11 protein-coding genes and 1 pseudogene are annotated in these 14,144 nt (G+C 65.0%); 4 read left to right on the top strand and 8 right to left on the bottom strand.

The genetic code is table 11. The features are described from left to right. The first annotated feature begins 132 nt into the window (after nt 1-132). The gene (locus tag XI05_RS19250; RefSeq protein WP_271504569.1) at nt 133-2,094 is read left to right on the top strand and encodes a putative bifunctional diguanylate cyclase/phosphodiesterase; all 1,962 of its coding nucleotides are present in this window, start codon (nt 133-135) and stop codon (nt 2,092-2,094) included. A gap of 208 nt (nt 2,095-2,302) precedes the next feature. Here the strand turns inward: XI05_RS19250 and XI05_RS19255 are convergent, their stop codons facing one another. The 4 genes from XI05_RS19255 to pgm form a co-directional block, all read right to left on the bottom strand. Then, nucleotides 2,303-3,283 carry a PDR/VanB family oxidoreductase gene (locus tag XI05_RS19255; protein ID WP_271504572.1) on the bottom strand — a complete coding sequence of 327 codons (981 nt, stop codon included), beginning with the start codon at nt 3,281-3,283 and terminating at the stop codon, nt 2,303-2,305. Between the two features lie 11 nt (nt 3,284-3,294). Next, complete coding sequence (locus XI05_RS19260) at nt 3,295-4,047, bottom strand: GntR family transcriptional regulator (protein ID WP_172785821.1); 753 nt, start codon at nt 4,045-4,047, stop codon at nt 3,295-3,297. A gap of 3 nt (nt 4,048-4,050) precedes the next feature. Further along, nucleotides 4,051-5,100 (bottom strand): aromatic ring-hydroxylating dioxygenase subunit alpha, encoded by a 1,050-nt coding sequence (locus XI05_RS19265; protein ID WP_271504576.1) that lies wholly within the window; start codon nt 5,098-5,100, stop codon nt 4,051-4,053. Between the two features lie 314 nt (nt 5,101-5,414). Beyond that, nucleotides 5,415-7,061: a phosphoglucomutase (alpha-D-glucose-1,6-bisphosphate-dependent) gene (gene pgm, locus XI05_RS19270; RefSeq protein ID WP_271504579.1), complete on the bottom strand. Its 1,647-nt coding sequence runs from the start codon at nt 7,059-7,061 to the stop codon at nt 5,415-5,417. 161 nt (nt 7,062-7,222) lie between these two features. On the opposite strand from pgm, the gene XI05_RS19275 reads away from it, so the two are divergent. Together XI05_RS19275 and XI05_RS19280 are read left to right on the top strand one after the other, a co-directional pair. Beyond that, on the top strand, nt 7,223-8,359 hold the full coding sequence (locus XI05_RS19275; protein WP_271504582.1) for an alpha/beta hydrolase family protein: 1,137 nt from the start codon (nt 7,223-7,225) through the stop codon (nt 8,357-8,359). Between the two features lie 49 nt (nt 8,360-8,408). After that, nucleotides 8,409-9,167: a lytic transglycosylase domain-containing protein gene (locus tag XI05_RS19280; RefSeq protein WP_442869297.1), complete on the top strand. Its 759-nt coding sequence runs from the start codon at nt 8,409-8,411 to the stop codon at nt 9,165-9,167. Nucleotides 9,168-9,235: 68 nt separating this feature from the next. Here the strand turns inward: XI05_RS19280 and XI05_RS19285 are convergent, their stop codons facing one another. After that, nucleotides 9,236-10,051: a response regulator transcription factor gene (locus tag XI05_RS19285; RefSeq protein WP_271504587.1), complete on the bottom strand. Its 816-nt coding sequence runs from the start codon at nt 10,049-10,051 to the stop codon at nt 9,236-9,238. A gap of 248 nt (nt 10,052-10,299) precedes the next feature. On the opposite strand from XI05_RS19285, the gene XI05_RS19290 reads away from it, so the two are divergent. Beyond that, nucleotides 10,300-11,148 carry an MBL fold metallo-hydrolase gene (locus tag XI05_RS19290; protein ID WP_271504589.1) on the top strand — a complete coding sequence of 283 codons (849 nt, stop codon included), beginning with the start codon at nt 10,300-10,302 and terminating at the stop codon, nt 11,146-11,148. Nucleotides 11,149-11,172: 24 nt separating this feature from the next. On the opposite strand, the gene XI05_RS19295 is transcribed toward XI05_RS19290, so the two are convergent. The 3 genes and pseudogenes from XI05_RS19295 to XI05_RS19305 all read right to left on the bottom strand — a co-directional run bounded on the left by XI05_RS19295 (nt 11,173) and on the right by XI05_RS19305 (nt 14,140). After that, nucleotides 11,173-12,060, bottom strand: coding sequence for an aldose 1-epimerase family protein (locus XI05_RS19295; protein ID WP_271504591.1), 888 nt, complete (start codon nt 12,058-12,060; stop codon nt 11,173-11,175). A 162-nt stretch (nt 12,061-12,222) separates the two neighbouring features. Beyond that, a pseudogene (locus XI05_RS19300) lies at nt 12,223-12,402 on the bottom strand (UDP-glucose 6-dehydrogenase); the annotation flags it as partial. A gap of 520 nt (nt 12,403-12,922) precedes the next feature. Further along, nucleotides 12,923-14,140, bottom strand: a complete 1,218-nt coding sequence (locus XI05_RS19305) for an acyltransferase family protein (protein ID WP_271504594.1) — start codon at nt 14,138-14,140, stop codon at nt 12,923-12,925. Nucleotides 14,141-14,144 lie beyond the last annotated feature (4 nt).

The raw sequence follows: 14,144 nt of genomic DNA on the forward strand, positions 1-14,144 counted from the left end.
TACTGCGTGAGGAACACGCAGAAGTGGTCGCGGCCGGCGCGGCAAACGGGGATAATTCATAGTTCGTCAAAGATTTGCGGCGAATTCTCCGGATCGAGCCGAAATGAACGGCCCGTGGTGCTAGGCTCTGAAATGCGGACTCAAACGACCAGCTATGTCGCACGGTTGTTCGCCGGCGATCTGTCGGCCTTTGGCGGTCCCGCAGCCGACGAGACCGTGGCCGGGCATATCCGCGCCGAGCAGATGTCGCTGGTGCTGGGCTATTCGGTCGGCATCATGCTGGCCAATGCCTGCAACGCCGTCGTCCTCGCCATCGCGCTGTGGTCGTCGCCGGACAGGATCCCTGCCCTGATCTGGGCGGCTGCCGTCGCCGGCGCTGCGATCGGGTTCGGCCTGCAATCACACGCCGCGCGCCGCATCACCAAGCCGCAATTCGTCTCGCGTCGCGCGATGCAGCGGCTGGTGCGCAACGCCTTCATCCTCGGCGCCGCCTGGGGCATCGTCCCGGTCGCCTTCTTCACCGGCGCTTCGAGCGGCGGCCAGCTCGTCATCACCTGCCTGTGCGCGGGCATGCTGGCCGGCGGCGCCCTCGCCTTCGCGACCATCCCGATCGCGGCGATCGCCTTCACCGCGCCGATCTTCCTCGGCATCGCCATCTGCCTCGGCCGGAACGGCGATCTCGCCTTTCTCCTCATAGCCTTTCTCGTCGTGGTCTACGGCAGCGTCCTTTTGCGCAGCGTGTTCGTCAATTCGTTCTCGTTCGCCCGGCGCTTGATCCGGCAGATCGAGGCCGAGCGCACGGTGCGGCGGGATCCCCTGACCCATCTGCCCAACCGCGTCGCCTTCAACGAAACGCTCGATGCCGCACTCAAGCGGCTGACGCTAACGGGCGAGGAATTCGCGGTGCTCCTGCTCGATCTCGACCGCTTCAAGGAGGTCAACGACCAGTTCGGCCATCCCGCCGGCGACGAATTCCTGGTCCAGGTCGCAAACCGCCTGCAACGCTGCACGCGCGCCGCCGAGCACGTCGCGCGCATCGGCGGCGACGAGTTCGCGCTGGTGATGGCCAATCTGGCGCGGCCGGAGGATGCGCTGGAGATCGCCGAACGCTTCGTCGCGGCCTTCACTGAGCCGTTCCAGGTCGAGGGCCGTCAGATCGTCGGCGCAACCAGCGTCGGCATCGTGCTGGCGCCGCGCGACGCCAACGCGCCGCTCGACCTCATGAAGAATGCCGATGCCGCGCTCTACCGCGCCAAGAAGGCCGGGCCGGGCACGGTCTGCTTCTTCGAGGAAGAAGACGACAGGTCGTCCCGCGAGCGCAAGGCGCTGCAAGCGGACCTCGCAGGCGCGATCGCGCGCGACGAGCTGTTCCTGGTGTTCCAGCCGTTCCTCGACCTCGGCAGCAACCGCATCACCGGCTTCGAGGCGCTGCTGCGCTGGCAGCATCCGACGCGCGGGCTGGTATCGCCGAGCGAGTTCATCGCCATCGCGGAGGAGACCGGGTTGATCCACGAGATCGGCGAATGGGTCATCCGCCGCGCCTGCGCGACGGTTGCGGAATGGCCGGAAGAGATCAGGGTCGCCGTGAATTTCTCGGCCGCGCAATTCCACAACACGGCCATCCTCCAGACCATCGTGCAGGCGCTCGCCGACGCCAGGATCGCGCCGCATCGGCTCGAGATCGAGATCACGGAATCGATGCTGCTGTCGAAATACGGCTCGGCCGCGACGGTCCTGAACGCGCTGCTGGAGCTCGGCGTCACCGTGGCGCTCGACGATTTCGGCACCGGTTTCTCTTCGCTGACCTACCTGCGCAAGCTGCCGTTCAGCCGCATCAAGATCGACCAGTCCTTCATCCGCGACATGCTGGTGCAGCCGGACTGCGCCGCGATCGTGAAGTCGGTGATTTCGCTCGCGCGCGATTTGCAGATCGGCGTGGTGGCGGAGGGCGTCGAGACCGCCGACCAGCTCGAATATCTCCGGCAAATCAGTTGCGACGAGGTGCAAGGCTATCTGATCAGCCGGCCGGTGGCCGCGGACGGGGTGATGGCGCTGCTCGACACAAGGAAGTACCGGGCGATTTACGCGGCGTAGGTGATGAGTCCAACTGCCGACCACAAGGACGGTGAGCTCCCTCCCCCGCTTGCGGGGGAGGGCTGGGGAGAGGGCTGTCTCCACGGCGGGACTCCCCCAGAGGAGAGAGCCCTCACCCGCGCCTTCGGCGCGACCTCTCCCGGAAGCGAGAGAGGTGAGCCCGCGGCGTCGTCCGCTTCCTCCTAAGAGAATCCCGCTCCGGCCTCGGTCAAACCGCATCCGCCCGCAGTAGCGTATCCACCGTGATCGTGCCGCGCGCGCGGGAGACGCAGGCGCAGATCTTCTGGTTGGTTTGCTTCTGGTGGTCGCTGAAGAAGACGTCGCGATGGTCGATCTCGCCCTCGACGTCGATCACGTCGATGGCGCAGAGTCCGCATTCGCCGCGCTTGCAATCATACATCACGTCGTGGCCGCTGGCATTGAGCACGTCGAGCATCGAGCGCTCGCGCGGGATTTCGAGCTCGACACCGGAGTCCTTCAGGCGCACGCGGAACGTTTCGGTCGGCAGCGTGCCGCTGGAGCCGAAGGTCTCGTAGCGGAGATCGGGAAGCGGATGGCCGGCGCCGATCCAGGCATGGCGCGCGGCGTCCAGCATGCGCATCGGGCCGCAGAACAGGGCCAGCGCGCCTTGCGGAAGTGAAGCAAACAGTGCGTCGAGATCGAGCCGGTGCCCTTCGTCGCTGGCATGAACCACGAGACGATCGCCGAGCATCGCGGCGAGATCGTCGAGATAGGCGGCCTCGTTGCGCGAGCGCACGGCATAATGCAGGGTCACGTCCGCTCCGCGCCGCGCCAGCGCCTGCGCGGCGCCGAGGATCGGGGTGATGCCGATGCCGCCGGCAATCAGGCAATAAGTGTCACGGGTCCAGTCGACCGCGAGCAGCGAGGCCGGCTGGGTGATGTCGAGCCGCGCGCCCGATTGCAAGGACCACATGTAGCGCGAGCCCCCGCGGGAATCGTCAGTGCGGCGTACCGCGATCTTGAAACCGTGCGACGAAGCCTCGCCGACCAGCGAATAGGACCGCGTCTCCGGCAGGCCGTCGATGGTGACGCTGACATTGATGTGGCTGCCGACCGGATAGGCCGTGGCCTCGAACTGATCCGGCCTGATCAGGAATTCACGGACGTTCGGGGTGAGATCGCGGGTGGCGACGAGCGTTGCGGGGGTCCAGGTCTCGATGAAGCGCATGGTGACTGCCCTCAATCGGTTGCGGTCTTGATCAGCGCGAGCGCCGGCAAGAGGTCGAGATGGGTCCGGTTGCGCAGCGCGAGCCGCAGGTTTCGCACCGCGAGTCGCGCATGCTCGCGCATGACGGCCTCGGCGCGCGCGCCTTCACGGTTCTCGATGGCGTCGATCACGACGCGATGGTGCTCCTGGGCGATGATCAGGATCTGCTGCGCCTCGGGCAGCGCCGATTGCGCCATCACGAAGCCGCTCGGCGAGGCAAACGGCAGCGCCGAGGCGCGGTCGATCTGCCGGATCAGCGGCGGGCTGCGCGACAGTTCCGTGAGCTGGGCATGGAAGCGCGCATTCAGCGTGACGTAGGACGAGAAAGCATCGACCGAGATCGGCACCTGCCGCAGCAGCTCGTCGATTGCGGCGAGGCATTCCTTCAGCGGCTCGAGCTCGCGTGCGGCGACGCCGCGCTCGGCGGCAAAGCGCGCCGCCAGGCCTTCCAGCGTGCCGCGCAGCTCGATGGAATCGGAGATGTCGCGCTCGGAGAACGCCTTCACCATGAAGCCGCCGGAGGGAATGGCCTCGAGCAGACCCTCCTCCTCCAGCCGCACCAGCGCCATGCGCACCGGCGTGCGCGAGGCGCCGGTCGTCTCCACCGCCTGAAGCTCGGAGATGCGCTCGCCGGGACGCAAGGCGCCCGACAGGATCTGGTCGCGCAGCGCGAGCTGCGCCTTCACGGTCTGCGAGATGGAGCGGTCGACCTCACGCTCGGCCATGTCCTACTCCGCCGCCTGAAGGTGCTGCGGCGCGTTCTCCTTCGCCACCATCCGGTCGATCAGCTTGCGCGTCCACATCGCGCCGGCGTCGATGTTGAGGTTGTAGAAGATGCGATCGGGGTTCTCGTCCATCGCGCGCTGCTGCGCCTCCAGGATCAGCTCGTCCTCGCGGAAGATGCCGGAGACGCCCTCGCGGATCTCGGTGGTGAGGCGCTGCTCACCGAGGCGGTAATTACGGACGAAGGACCAGAAATAATGGCAGGTCTTCTCGGTCTCCGGCGTGATGGTGTTGAGCACGAAGCCGTTGACGCCTTGCGAGCGGTCGCCTTCCGGCGCACCGGTGCCCGCGGGCGCGACGCCGACGTCGATCGCGATGGTGCACGGCGCCTCGAAGCGGATGATCTGCCAGCGGTCGACGAGGCCGGGCTTGCCGAGCTGCTTGGCCCAGAACGGCGGCGGCTCGATATTGCGCATCCAGCGCGTCACCGTGACCGTCTTCTCGCCATGGGTGACGTCGAACGGCGCCTCGGCGACGGCGTCATTGCCGATCGAGGAGCCGTGCACGAAGGTCTCGTGGGTGAGATCCATGAGATTGTCGAGCACGAGTCGGTAATCGCAATTGACGTGGATGGTCTTGCCGTCGCCAGCCCAGGCGGGATCGTGATTCCAGTGCATGTCGGGGACGAGCGCGGGATCGGCGAGCGCGGGATCGCCCATCCAGAGCCAGATGTAGCGGTGACACTCGACCACGGGATAGGCGCGCACGCAGGCCGACGGGTTGATGGTCTCCTGCGAGGGCATGAAGGTGCAGCGCCCCTGCGCGTTGTACTTCAGACCGTGATAGCCGCAGACGACGGTGTCGCCCTCGAGCCGGCCCTTGGACAGCGGCACCAGGCGATGCCAGCAGGCGTCCTCCAGCGCGGCCACCGAGCCGTCGGCCTTGCGATACATCACGACATGCTTGCCGCAGATCGTCCGCGGCAACAGCGACGCCTTGACGTCGGCGTCCCACGCCGCGGCGTACCAGGCGTTCATGGGGAAGGGTTTTGTCATTGTCTCGCTCCCACGGCTTATGAATACGTTATGTATACAATAACTGAGGGATGGAATTATTCAAGGCTAAAAGTGCACCTAATATGATACCTCTATACCATCTTCTGTATACAGAAACTCTCATGGTCATCGCCCGCGAAGGCGGGCGATCCAGTACTCCGCAGCGGAAATTGCCTGAACCAATGACCGCCGCGGAGTACTGGATTCCCCGCCTTCGCGGGGAATGACAGCGGTGACTGCGGCCCAAGCGGAGCATGCGGCCCGCGCTCAAGGGACTCCAAGGGAGGGGTAAGAGGGGCGCTTGCGCCAGAGAGCTACGCCGCGAACACCTTCGCCAACCCCGCTTGAGCTTCTTCCTGAATCCGTTTCAGGTGCTTGGGGCTGCGGAAGCTTTCGGCGTAGATCTTGTAGACGTCTTCGGTGCCGGACGGCCGCGCGGCGAACCAGCCGAAATCGGTTTCGACCTTGATGCCGCCGAAGGGCTGGCCATTGCCGGGCGCCTTGCTCAGCGTCGCGCGAACCGGATCGCCGGCGAGGTCCTTGAGGCCGAGCTGCTCCGGCGTGACGGACTTCAGGATGTTCTTTTGCGGCCCGGTGGCGGCGACATCGATGCGCGCGTAATGAGGCATGCCGAACTCGGCGGTGAGCTCATTGAAGATCTGGCTGGGATCGCGGCCGGTCCTGGCCATGATCTCGGCAGCGAGCAGGCCGAGGATGACGCCATCCTTGTCGGTGGTCCACACCGCGCCGTCGCGGCGCAGGAACGAGGCCCCTGCACTCTCCTCGCCGCCGAAGCCGAAGCCGCCGGTGACGAGGCCATCGACGAACCATTTGAAGCCGACTGGCGTCTCCACCAGCTTGCGGCCGAGCTTCTTGGCGACGCGGTCGATGATCGAGCTCGACACCACGGTCTTGCCGATCGCGGCATCCTTGCCCCAATCCGGACGGTGCGCGAACAGGTAGGAGATCGCGGTCGCCAGATAATGGTTCGGATTCATCAACCCGCCGGTGCGCGTGACGATGCCGTGGCGGTCGGCGTCGGTATCGTTGGCAAAGGCGACGTCGAAGCGGTCGCGCATGGCGATCAGGCTCGCCATCGCGTAAGGCGAGGAGCAGTCCATGCGGATCTTGCCGTCCCAGTCCACCGTCATGAAACGGAAGGTCGGGTCGATCGCCTCGTTCACCACTGAGGCTTTCAGGCCGTAGCGCTCGATGATCGGATGCCAGTAATGCACGGCGGCGCCGCCGAGCGGATCGATGCCGATTTTGACGCCGGCGGATTTGACGAGGTCGAGATCGACGACATTGCCGAGATCGGCGACGTAAGGCGTGACGAAGTCGTAGGCGTGGACATATGCGGCCTTGCGCGCCTTGGCATAGTCGATGCGCTTCACGTCCTCGAGGTCGCCTGCGAGATAGGCGTTGGCGAGCTTCTCGACGACGCCCGTCACATCCGTATCGGCCGGGCCACCATGGGGCGGATTGTATTTGTAGCCGCCGTCCTCGGGCGGATTGTGCGAGGGCGTGATGACGACGCCGTCGGCGAGGCCACTGCTGCGGCCCCTGTTGTAGGTGAGGATCGCATGCGAGATGACCGGCGTCGGCGTGTAGCCGCCGTCCTTGTCGATCATGACCTCGACGCCGTTGGCGGCGAACACCTCGACGGCGCTGACCAGCGCCGGCTCGGCCAGCGCATGGGTGTCGATGCCGATGAAGAGCGGGCCGGTCAGGCCCTTCTCCTTCCGGTAATCGCAAATCGCCTGCGTGGTCGCGAGAATGTGGCCTTCGTTGAAGGTGTTCTTGAACGAGGTGCCGCGATGGCCCGACGTGCCGAACGCCACGCGCTGCGCCGGATCCGATGCATCCGGTCTGTTGGCGAAATAGGCCGTCACCAGCCGCGGAATATTGGTGAGCACGTCCGGCGAGGCCTGCTTGCCCGCCGCGGGATCGACTTCTGCCACTGAAATATCCTCGTCCTGTCGTGAGTGCGGGACACCATAGCATCGGCCCGGCCCCCGCCAAGGGCACAACACGCGCGAGGGGGAAGGCGTTCCTTGGGGGTGGTGAAGGCGGTGTAGCGGGTTCGTGCTATGCTCGGCACCACCACCCGTCGAATCGTCTCATGATCCCTTCGCGCAAGCTGCTCGTGTTGATCGCCGGCCTCATCCTGGCCGGCGCACCGGCGCGCGCCGCGGAGTTCTACACCGAGGACCTTCGCATCCCGATGGCGGAGGCCGGACCGCAGGGGCTCGAGGCCTTCCTGGTCCGACCTGCGGGGACGAAGCGCTATCCCTTGGCGCTGCTCAGCCACGGCTCGCCGCGCAAGTTCGAGGACCGCGCCACCATGTCGGCGCACAAATATTACGGCATTGCGCTGGAATACGCCCGGCGCGGCTTTGCGGCGCTGATCGTGATGCGGCGCGGCTATGGCACCTCGCCCGGCGGGCGCGTCGACAGCGTCGGCGGTTGCGCAAAGGCGGCGTACCTGCCGGCGGCCGCCGTCGCAGTTGCCGATCTGCGCGCCGCAATCGATGCGATGGCGCACCGGGGCGACGTCACGATTTCCGGTATGATCGCGGCCGGCCATTCCGCCGGCGGCCTCGCCACGGTGGCGCTGAGCGCACAGGCTCCGCCCGGTCTCGTCGCCGCAATGAACTTCGCCGGCGGCCGCGGCTCGCGCGACGACGACGATGTCTGCAACGAGGAGGGGCTGGTGCAGGCCTTCGCCACCTTCGGCAAGAGCTCGCGCGTGCCGATGCTGTGGGTCTATGCGAGCAACGACTCCTATTTCGGTCCCGACCTCGCGCGCCGCCTCCATGACGGGTTTCGCGCCGGTGGCGGCAATGCGAGGTTCGTGGCGGCGCCGGCTTACGGCGACGACGGCCATTATCTCTATTCGGTCGCGGGCCGGCCGCAATGGACACCGTATCTCGACGCCTTCCTGCGCGAGCGCGGGCTCGGCGGTGAACTCCTGAGCCTGCCCGATCCGCTGCCGCCACCGCCAAAGCTCAACGAGGCCGCGCGGGCCGAGTTCGCGCGCTATCTCGCCAGCCTGCTGCCGCACAAGGCATTCGCGGTGTCGCCGAACGGCGGCTACGGCTGGCGCACCGGCCGCGCAACGACTGAGGAGGCCCGGCGCGACTCGCTGGCGGCCTGCATGAAATGGTCGCCCAGTTGCACGCTCTATGCGGTCGATGACCAGCTGGCCGAGCCATCGCAGGCCAGATCCATCGACCAGAGCGCCCGCGCGCGGCAGTGACAGACGCGCCAGAGCCGGTTTGTTAACTCCGGAGCTCTATGACAAGCCCATGCTGCGGTATCTGGCACGCTTCATTCTCGGCGCGACATGGAGGCATATCGCGGTCGTCCTGCTCGTGTCGGCTCCGATCGGCGCGCATGCGGGCGACGGGGGGACCGAACTTGGCGCCGGCGAAACGCCGTCGTCGCGCGCGATGATCCGGAAGATCATCGAGCGGGAAACCAAAAGCACCAATCTGCCGGCCGACATCGCCGAGGCGGTCGTCTTCGTCGAAAGCGGCTATAACCCCGCAATCATCGGCGGCGCGGGCGAAATCGGCCTGATGCAGGTGCGTCCCGAGACGGCGGCGATGCTGGGCTTCCACGGCAGCAACGCGGAGCTGGCCGAACCCGACGTCAACATCCATTACGGGGTGCTTTATCTCAGCCAGGCCTGGCGTCTTTCGGGCGGGGACCTCTGCCGCGCCCTGATGAAATACCGAGCGGGTCATGGCGAAGAGGAGATGACCGCGCGGTCGCAGGTCTATTGCAACCGGGCCCGCAACCGGCTTGTCGCGATGAGCGCGATGCCTGCAGGCCCCGAAGCTGCGGCTGCTCCGGATCCGACGCCCGCGGTTGCGGCCGCGGCTGCGGCGCCCGCAAAACCGACGAGTCGCCCGAAGATGCCGGTGCAGCCCAAAGCCGTCTATGCCCGCTATCGTCAAGGCACCGCAGCCGCCAGCCGCGCCTATTGGGCCGCCCACGAGGCCAGGGTCAGCCAGATCAAGGCGCGCATCGAAGCCCGTTGGAAGCGCGTCGCATCGCGCTGAAGGCGATGTTGCTATGGTCTGTGCGTGATCTTACCGGAAAACCGCTGCACACTTGTCCGGATCATGTTCTACAGCCGCTCGCTGAGCGCGAGCTTGTAGCCGACGCCGGTGACGGTCGCGATCACGGGCGTGCCGCTGCCGACCAGCTTGCGGCGCAGCCGCGCCACCAGCGCATCGACCGTGCGGATGTCGACGTCGGCCTGGCGGTTGCTGACGACCTCGATCAGATAGTCGCGGCTGAGCGGCCTGCCGTCGGCGCCGACGAGCGCCGCGAGCAGGTCGAATTCGGCGCGCGTCAGCGCCACCGGCTTGCCGTCATTGCCGAGCAATTCGCGCCGGGTTAGGTCGATGATCCAGTCGCCGAAGGCGATCGAATTGTGGTTGCGCGCCGCCTTGCGGTCGATCGAGCGGCGCCGCAGTACGCTGCGCGCACGCGCGAGCAGATCGCGCAGGTTGATCGGCTTGGTGACGTAATGGTCGCCGGCGACCTCGAGGCCGAGAATACGGTCGACATCGGTGTCGCGCCGCGTCACGAAGATGATGCCCACGTTGCCGGCGGCCTGGATCTCCTTGGCGAGCTCGAAGCCGTCGCCGTCGGGCAGTTGCACGTCGAGGAAGACGAGATCAGTGCGCGCGCGCAGCGCCTGACGGCACTCCGTGCAGGAGCCGGCACCGACCACATCGAAATTGTTGTCGCTGAAATAGTCGACCAGCATGGTCCGTGTCACCGGATCGTCCTCGACGACGATCAGCCGCTCGCGGCCGGCCGGACGCGATTCCTGACGTGCGGAAACCGTCACGGTCCTGGATGTCCCGTGGACCTGCGATCCGACCTGCGAAGTCAAGTCGCCGCGCGTCGCGCTGTCATGTGAACGGACATTCACAGCCTGTTCGAGCCCCCGAAATTGCCTGCCGCAATACTAGGCGCGTTGTCACGCGCAAACAATATTGGTCTGCTCTCAACGTATTTAGTATGAATTGGCCCACAATTCTCATTTCGCGCACCATCGCGCACGACCGACTTCCGATTTTCGGAAATCAGATTGCACTTCGGGCACCCCGCGGCGGCTTGCTCCCCCGTGAGCTTCGCATCTACTGTGCGTCCAAAAAAGCCTGCACTCGGAGGTGGCTTATGGAGGTCATACTGCTCGGCACCGGCGGCCCACGTCCAGACCCGCGTCGCATGGCGACGACCACGCTGATCAGGCTTGGCGAGGAGAACATCCTGTTCGACGCCGGCCGTGGCGTCATGGTGCAGCTTCACAAGGCGGGCGTGCCGCTCGGCGCCATCAACACGGTCTTCCTCACCCATCACCATTTCGACCACATCGGCGATCTCTACGACGTGATGCTGAATTCGTGGATGCACGGGCGCAAGGACGAGCTGCGCATCTATGGACCGCCGGACACCGAGCGGCTCGTCAACACGCTGGTCACCCAGGTCTACGACAAGGACATCGCCTGGCGCGACCAGGGCGAGCCGACCTTCGGCGGCTGGAAGCCTGTCGCCGCAACGGACATCGTGCCGGGTCCCGTTCTCGATACCGGTCGCTGGAAGATCAGCGCCGAACTGGTCTCGCATGGCGACGGCCTCGACATGTCGCCGGCCTTCCTGGCGCGCTGGATGTGTCTCGGCTATCGCTTCGAGGCCGAGGGTAAGGTCATTGCGATTTCCGGCGACACGGTCCCTTGCCCGGGGCTGGAGCGCCTGGCCGAAGGCGCCGACCTGCTGGTCCAGGTCTGCTTTCTCGCAACGCCCGAGATCAACAACGAGCACTTCCGCCGGCTTGCGAAACACACGCTCGCCTGCGGCGACACCGTCGGGAAGATCGCGGCCAAGGCCGGCGTCAAGAAGCTCGCGCTGACCCATCACCGTCCGCGCACCGACGACGCCATGCTGACCGCATTGCTCGATGACGTCAGGCGGGACTATGCAGGACCGGTCGTGCTCGGCGAGGATCTCACGCGCATCGAGGTCTAGGCATCGTCGATCAGCTCGCCGGCCTCAGGACGATCCGACCTCGATGCGGAACGATAATTGCTCTTCCGCGCCAGCTGCGATGTGCATCAGTCCTGGCTTGTCGGTGAACTCGCCTTTGAAGCCGGCGGGACTGGCATAGCCGCGCCAGGGCTCGATGCAGAGGAACGGCGCGCCTGACGGTTTCGACCAGACGCCGAGCTCGCGAAATCCGCGCCAGGACATTTTCAGCCGTGGCCCGTTGGACGCATCACCCGCCGCGGCATAGCGGACCGAACCGCTCTCGATGCGGTCGAAGATGATGGCGTCGTCGACGAACAGGGAATCCGACAAGGGAAGCGACGTGCCCTTGACCGGGCTCGGCTCCGCCACGGGGCGCAGCAATCCAGCTTCCAGACGGCGGATCGGAGACGATTCGGCGCTCGCGAAGGTCAGTGCATAGCTCTCCTTGGCCGCGCCGGGCTGCAGCGGCCAATTGAACGCGGGATGACCGCCGATCGACGCCGGCAACGTCTCCTTGCCGGTGTTGGCGATCGTGAGCGTCAGATCGAGGCCGCACTCATCGATCGCATAGGCCGCCGTGAGCCGGAACGGGAATGGATAGAGCGCGCGCGTCGTCTGGTTGTCCTCGAGCACCAGGGTGCAGCGGCTCTCGCCGCGTTCCGCCCACACGAAGCGACTGTCGCGGGCAAAGCCGTGCTGCGTCATCCGATACGTCTTGCCCTGGTGTCGCAATTCGTCGTTGGCAAGGCGCCCGACGATCGGAAACAGCAGCGGCGCGTGACGCGGCCATTCCGGCCCCGCCTGCCAAAGGAATTCGGTGCCGCCGCCCTTCAGCGAGCAGAGCTCGGCGCCGTGCGCCTTGACGGTCGCGGTGAGCGAGCCGCTGCGGATCGTGTGCGTATCGTCAGTCATGACTTTCTCCGTCACAGCAGCGAGGTGGAGAGGCAAGCTCGACGTCCTCGCGCGAGCGGATCATATCGCATCGGAAATGATTTCGCCCGCCCCTGCATGAGGCGGGCGACGATCAGCTCGCATGATTTGGTAGCCTGCGACGAACGCCCGATGCCCTCGTTGGTCAGCGACCTCGTTGATGAAGGTGATCTTGGTGGCAGGAACGCGTTGGCGGCATACCTGATCCCCTCGGCGGTGCTGCGCGCGTTAAACATCAGGTCCTGGTTCAGCGACAGCGGACGATAGATGTCGCCCATTATCTTGCGGCCGCTCGTCGAAGGTGCCGACCACGATGCACTCGGGCGGGCTGGTTGCCGGCCGTAAACGCCTCGCGATCACTGGCAGCGGCTCGAGGCCATGGGGCGCAGATCCTAATCGATATACCTGCCGAACTTGTCGTGATTGATGATTTGCGCTGTATCTGGCCGCTCTCGGACGAACTGGCCTCGCTGCTCATGGCCTACGCGCCGTCGCGGCCCCGCTCAGCTATCATGTTGCGGGCGCGATCTGGCATCGCGCCTAGTGGGCGAAACTGCAGATCACGCCATTGCGGGTGGCGCTCGAATTGTGGGAGGCTAGCCCGACGGTGGCCCGCGCGCCGCCGGCCTCTTAAGTGAGGCCGTCCCCCCACGTCTCAATCTTGAAGGCTCCCCCCGTGACCGGCCCTTCCGCGAGCGCCCCAGCTCTGCGGAGGCGCAATGGTCAGCTGCAAAGGTTCGAGAAGAGAGGGGCGTGATAGGCGCGGCCGCACCAAAAGCTTGCCGTCAACTCGGGACCACCGAACATACCTGCGACTCGCAGTGCTAGATGCTCCGAATTTGCCTCAAGACGAAGCAACCGGTTTGGACTCACCCTGATGCGATACCCCAGCGCCGGCGAGTTCGTCGGAATTGGAGTTGCGCAACAGGAACAACGACCTCCAATCGCGCTGATGGCCAAATTCGATATAGCGGTAGCTCAGGGCACTTAGCAGGATCGTTATTGCAAGATACGGAAATGAAAGTCGGAGCGTGTCTCGCAACGGAGACGTATCGGGCGGAATCATTTCAACCATGATGATCGAATGCCACGCATAAATACTGTAGCACATGCATCCAATGACTTGAATTGGCCACGCCTCGAACAAGCGATTTGCGGACCATGCCCCGCACAACACCGCCAGCAGCACCATGGCAAACCCGGCGCAAAAGATCGTGGCGTAGAGAATGCTCACCGCCCAGGGGCCGTTATCCTTGAGATATATGGCGGCAATCATCAGCAGCAGTCCGGGCAGCAGCCAGCGCGAGTGAAATCTCCTGAGTGAAGCGCTGTCGCTGGACTTGACGAAGAGATCGCACACCAACATTCCGAAAATGAACTGGTAACACGACCCAAATATTCCGCCCACAAACGGGCGAAACATCCCAATCCGATCCACCGCGATAAGGTGCCCAGCCACCACAAAAGCTGAGCAGATGACGACGCTCAACAGCAACAGCCTTCGGAGGCCGAAGCGCGCGGTGAGAAGAATCAGAAGCGGAAACAAAAGGCTGAACCAGATCTCAACGCCTACGGACCACAATACGGGATTGGAGGGGGGCATAAACCCGTGCGGCACAAAAATGAAAAGCGTAGATAACATTCCGCCGAGCTCCAGGTACCACGAGTGCGATCCAGCGGGCGACTTAGCATGTAGTGCAACCGTCACGAGGACGACCGTATAGTAAAGTGGAAGCAACCGGGCTGCGCGATGCCAATAGAAATGCGGGAAGTCGGCGAGCCGACCGATGGCTCGCTTCTTTGTGCGATAGGGCAGGTACAGAACGAATCCGGAGAGCACAAAAAAGATGTTTACACCCAGGAAGCCGTGCTTGGCGACAATGGCTAGGAGACCATTCGGATCAAGTTCGCCGGGAAACGCCGGCGCGCTGGATGTAAACGGAACAAGCAAGTGAAAGAGGATCACCATCAAGATGGCGAGTCCGCGAAAACCGTTGACCGCGCCGATCTTCTCCGCGCGACGATCGGCTTTGATGGCGGAACCTGGAGATTGTAACGACAAGGCG

This window comes from Bradyrhizobium sp. CCBAU 11357, assembly GCF_028128865.1.
Classification (GTDB): Bacteria; Pseudomonadota; Alphaproteobacteria; order Rhizobiales; family Xanthobacteraceae; genus Bradyrhizobium.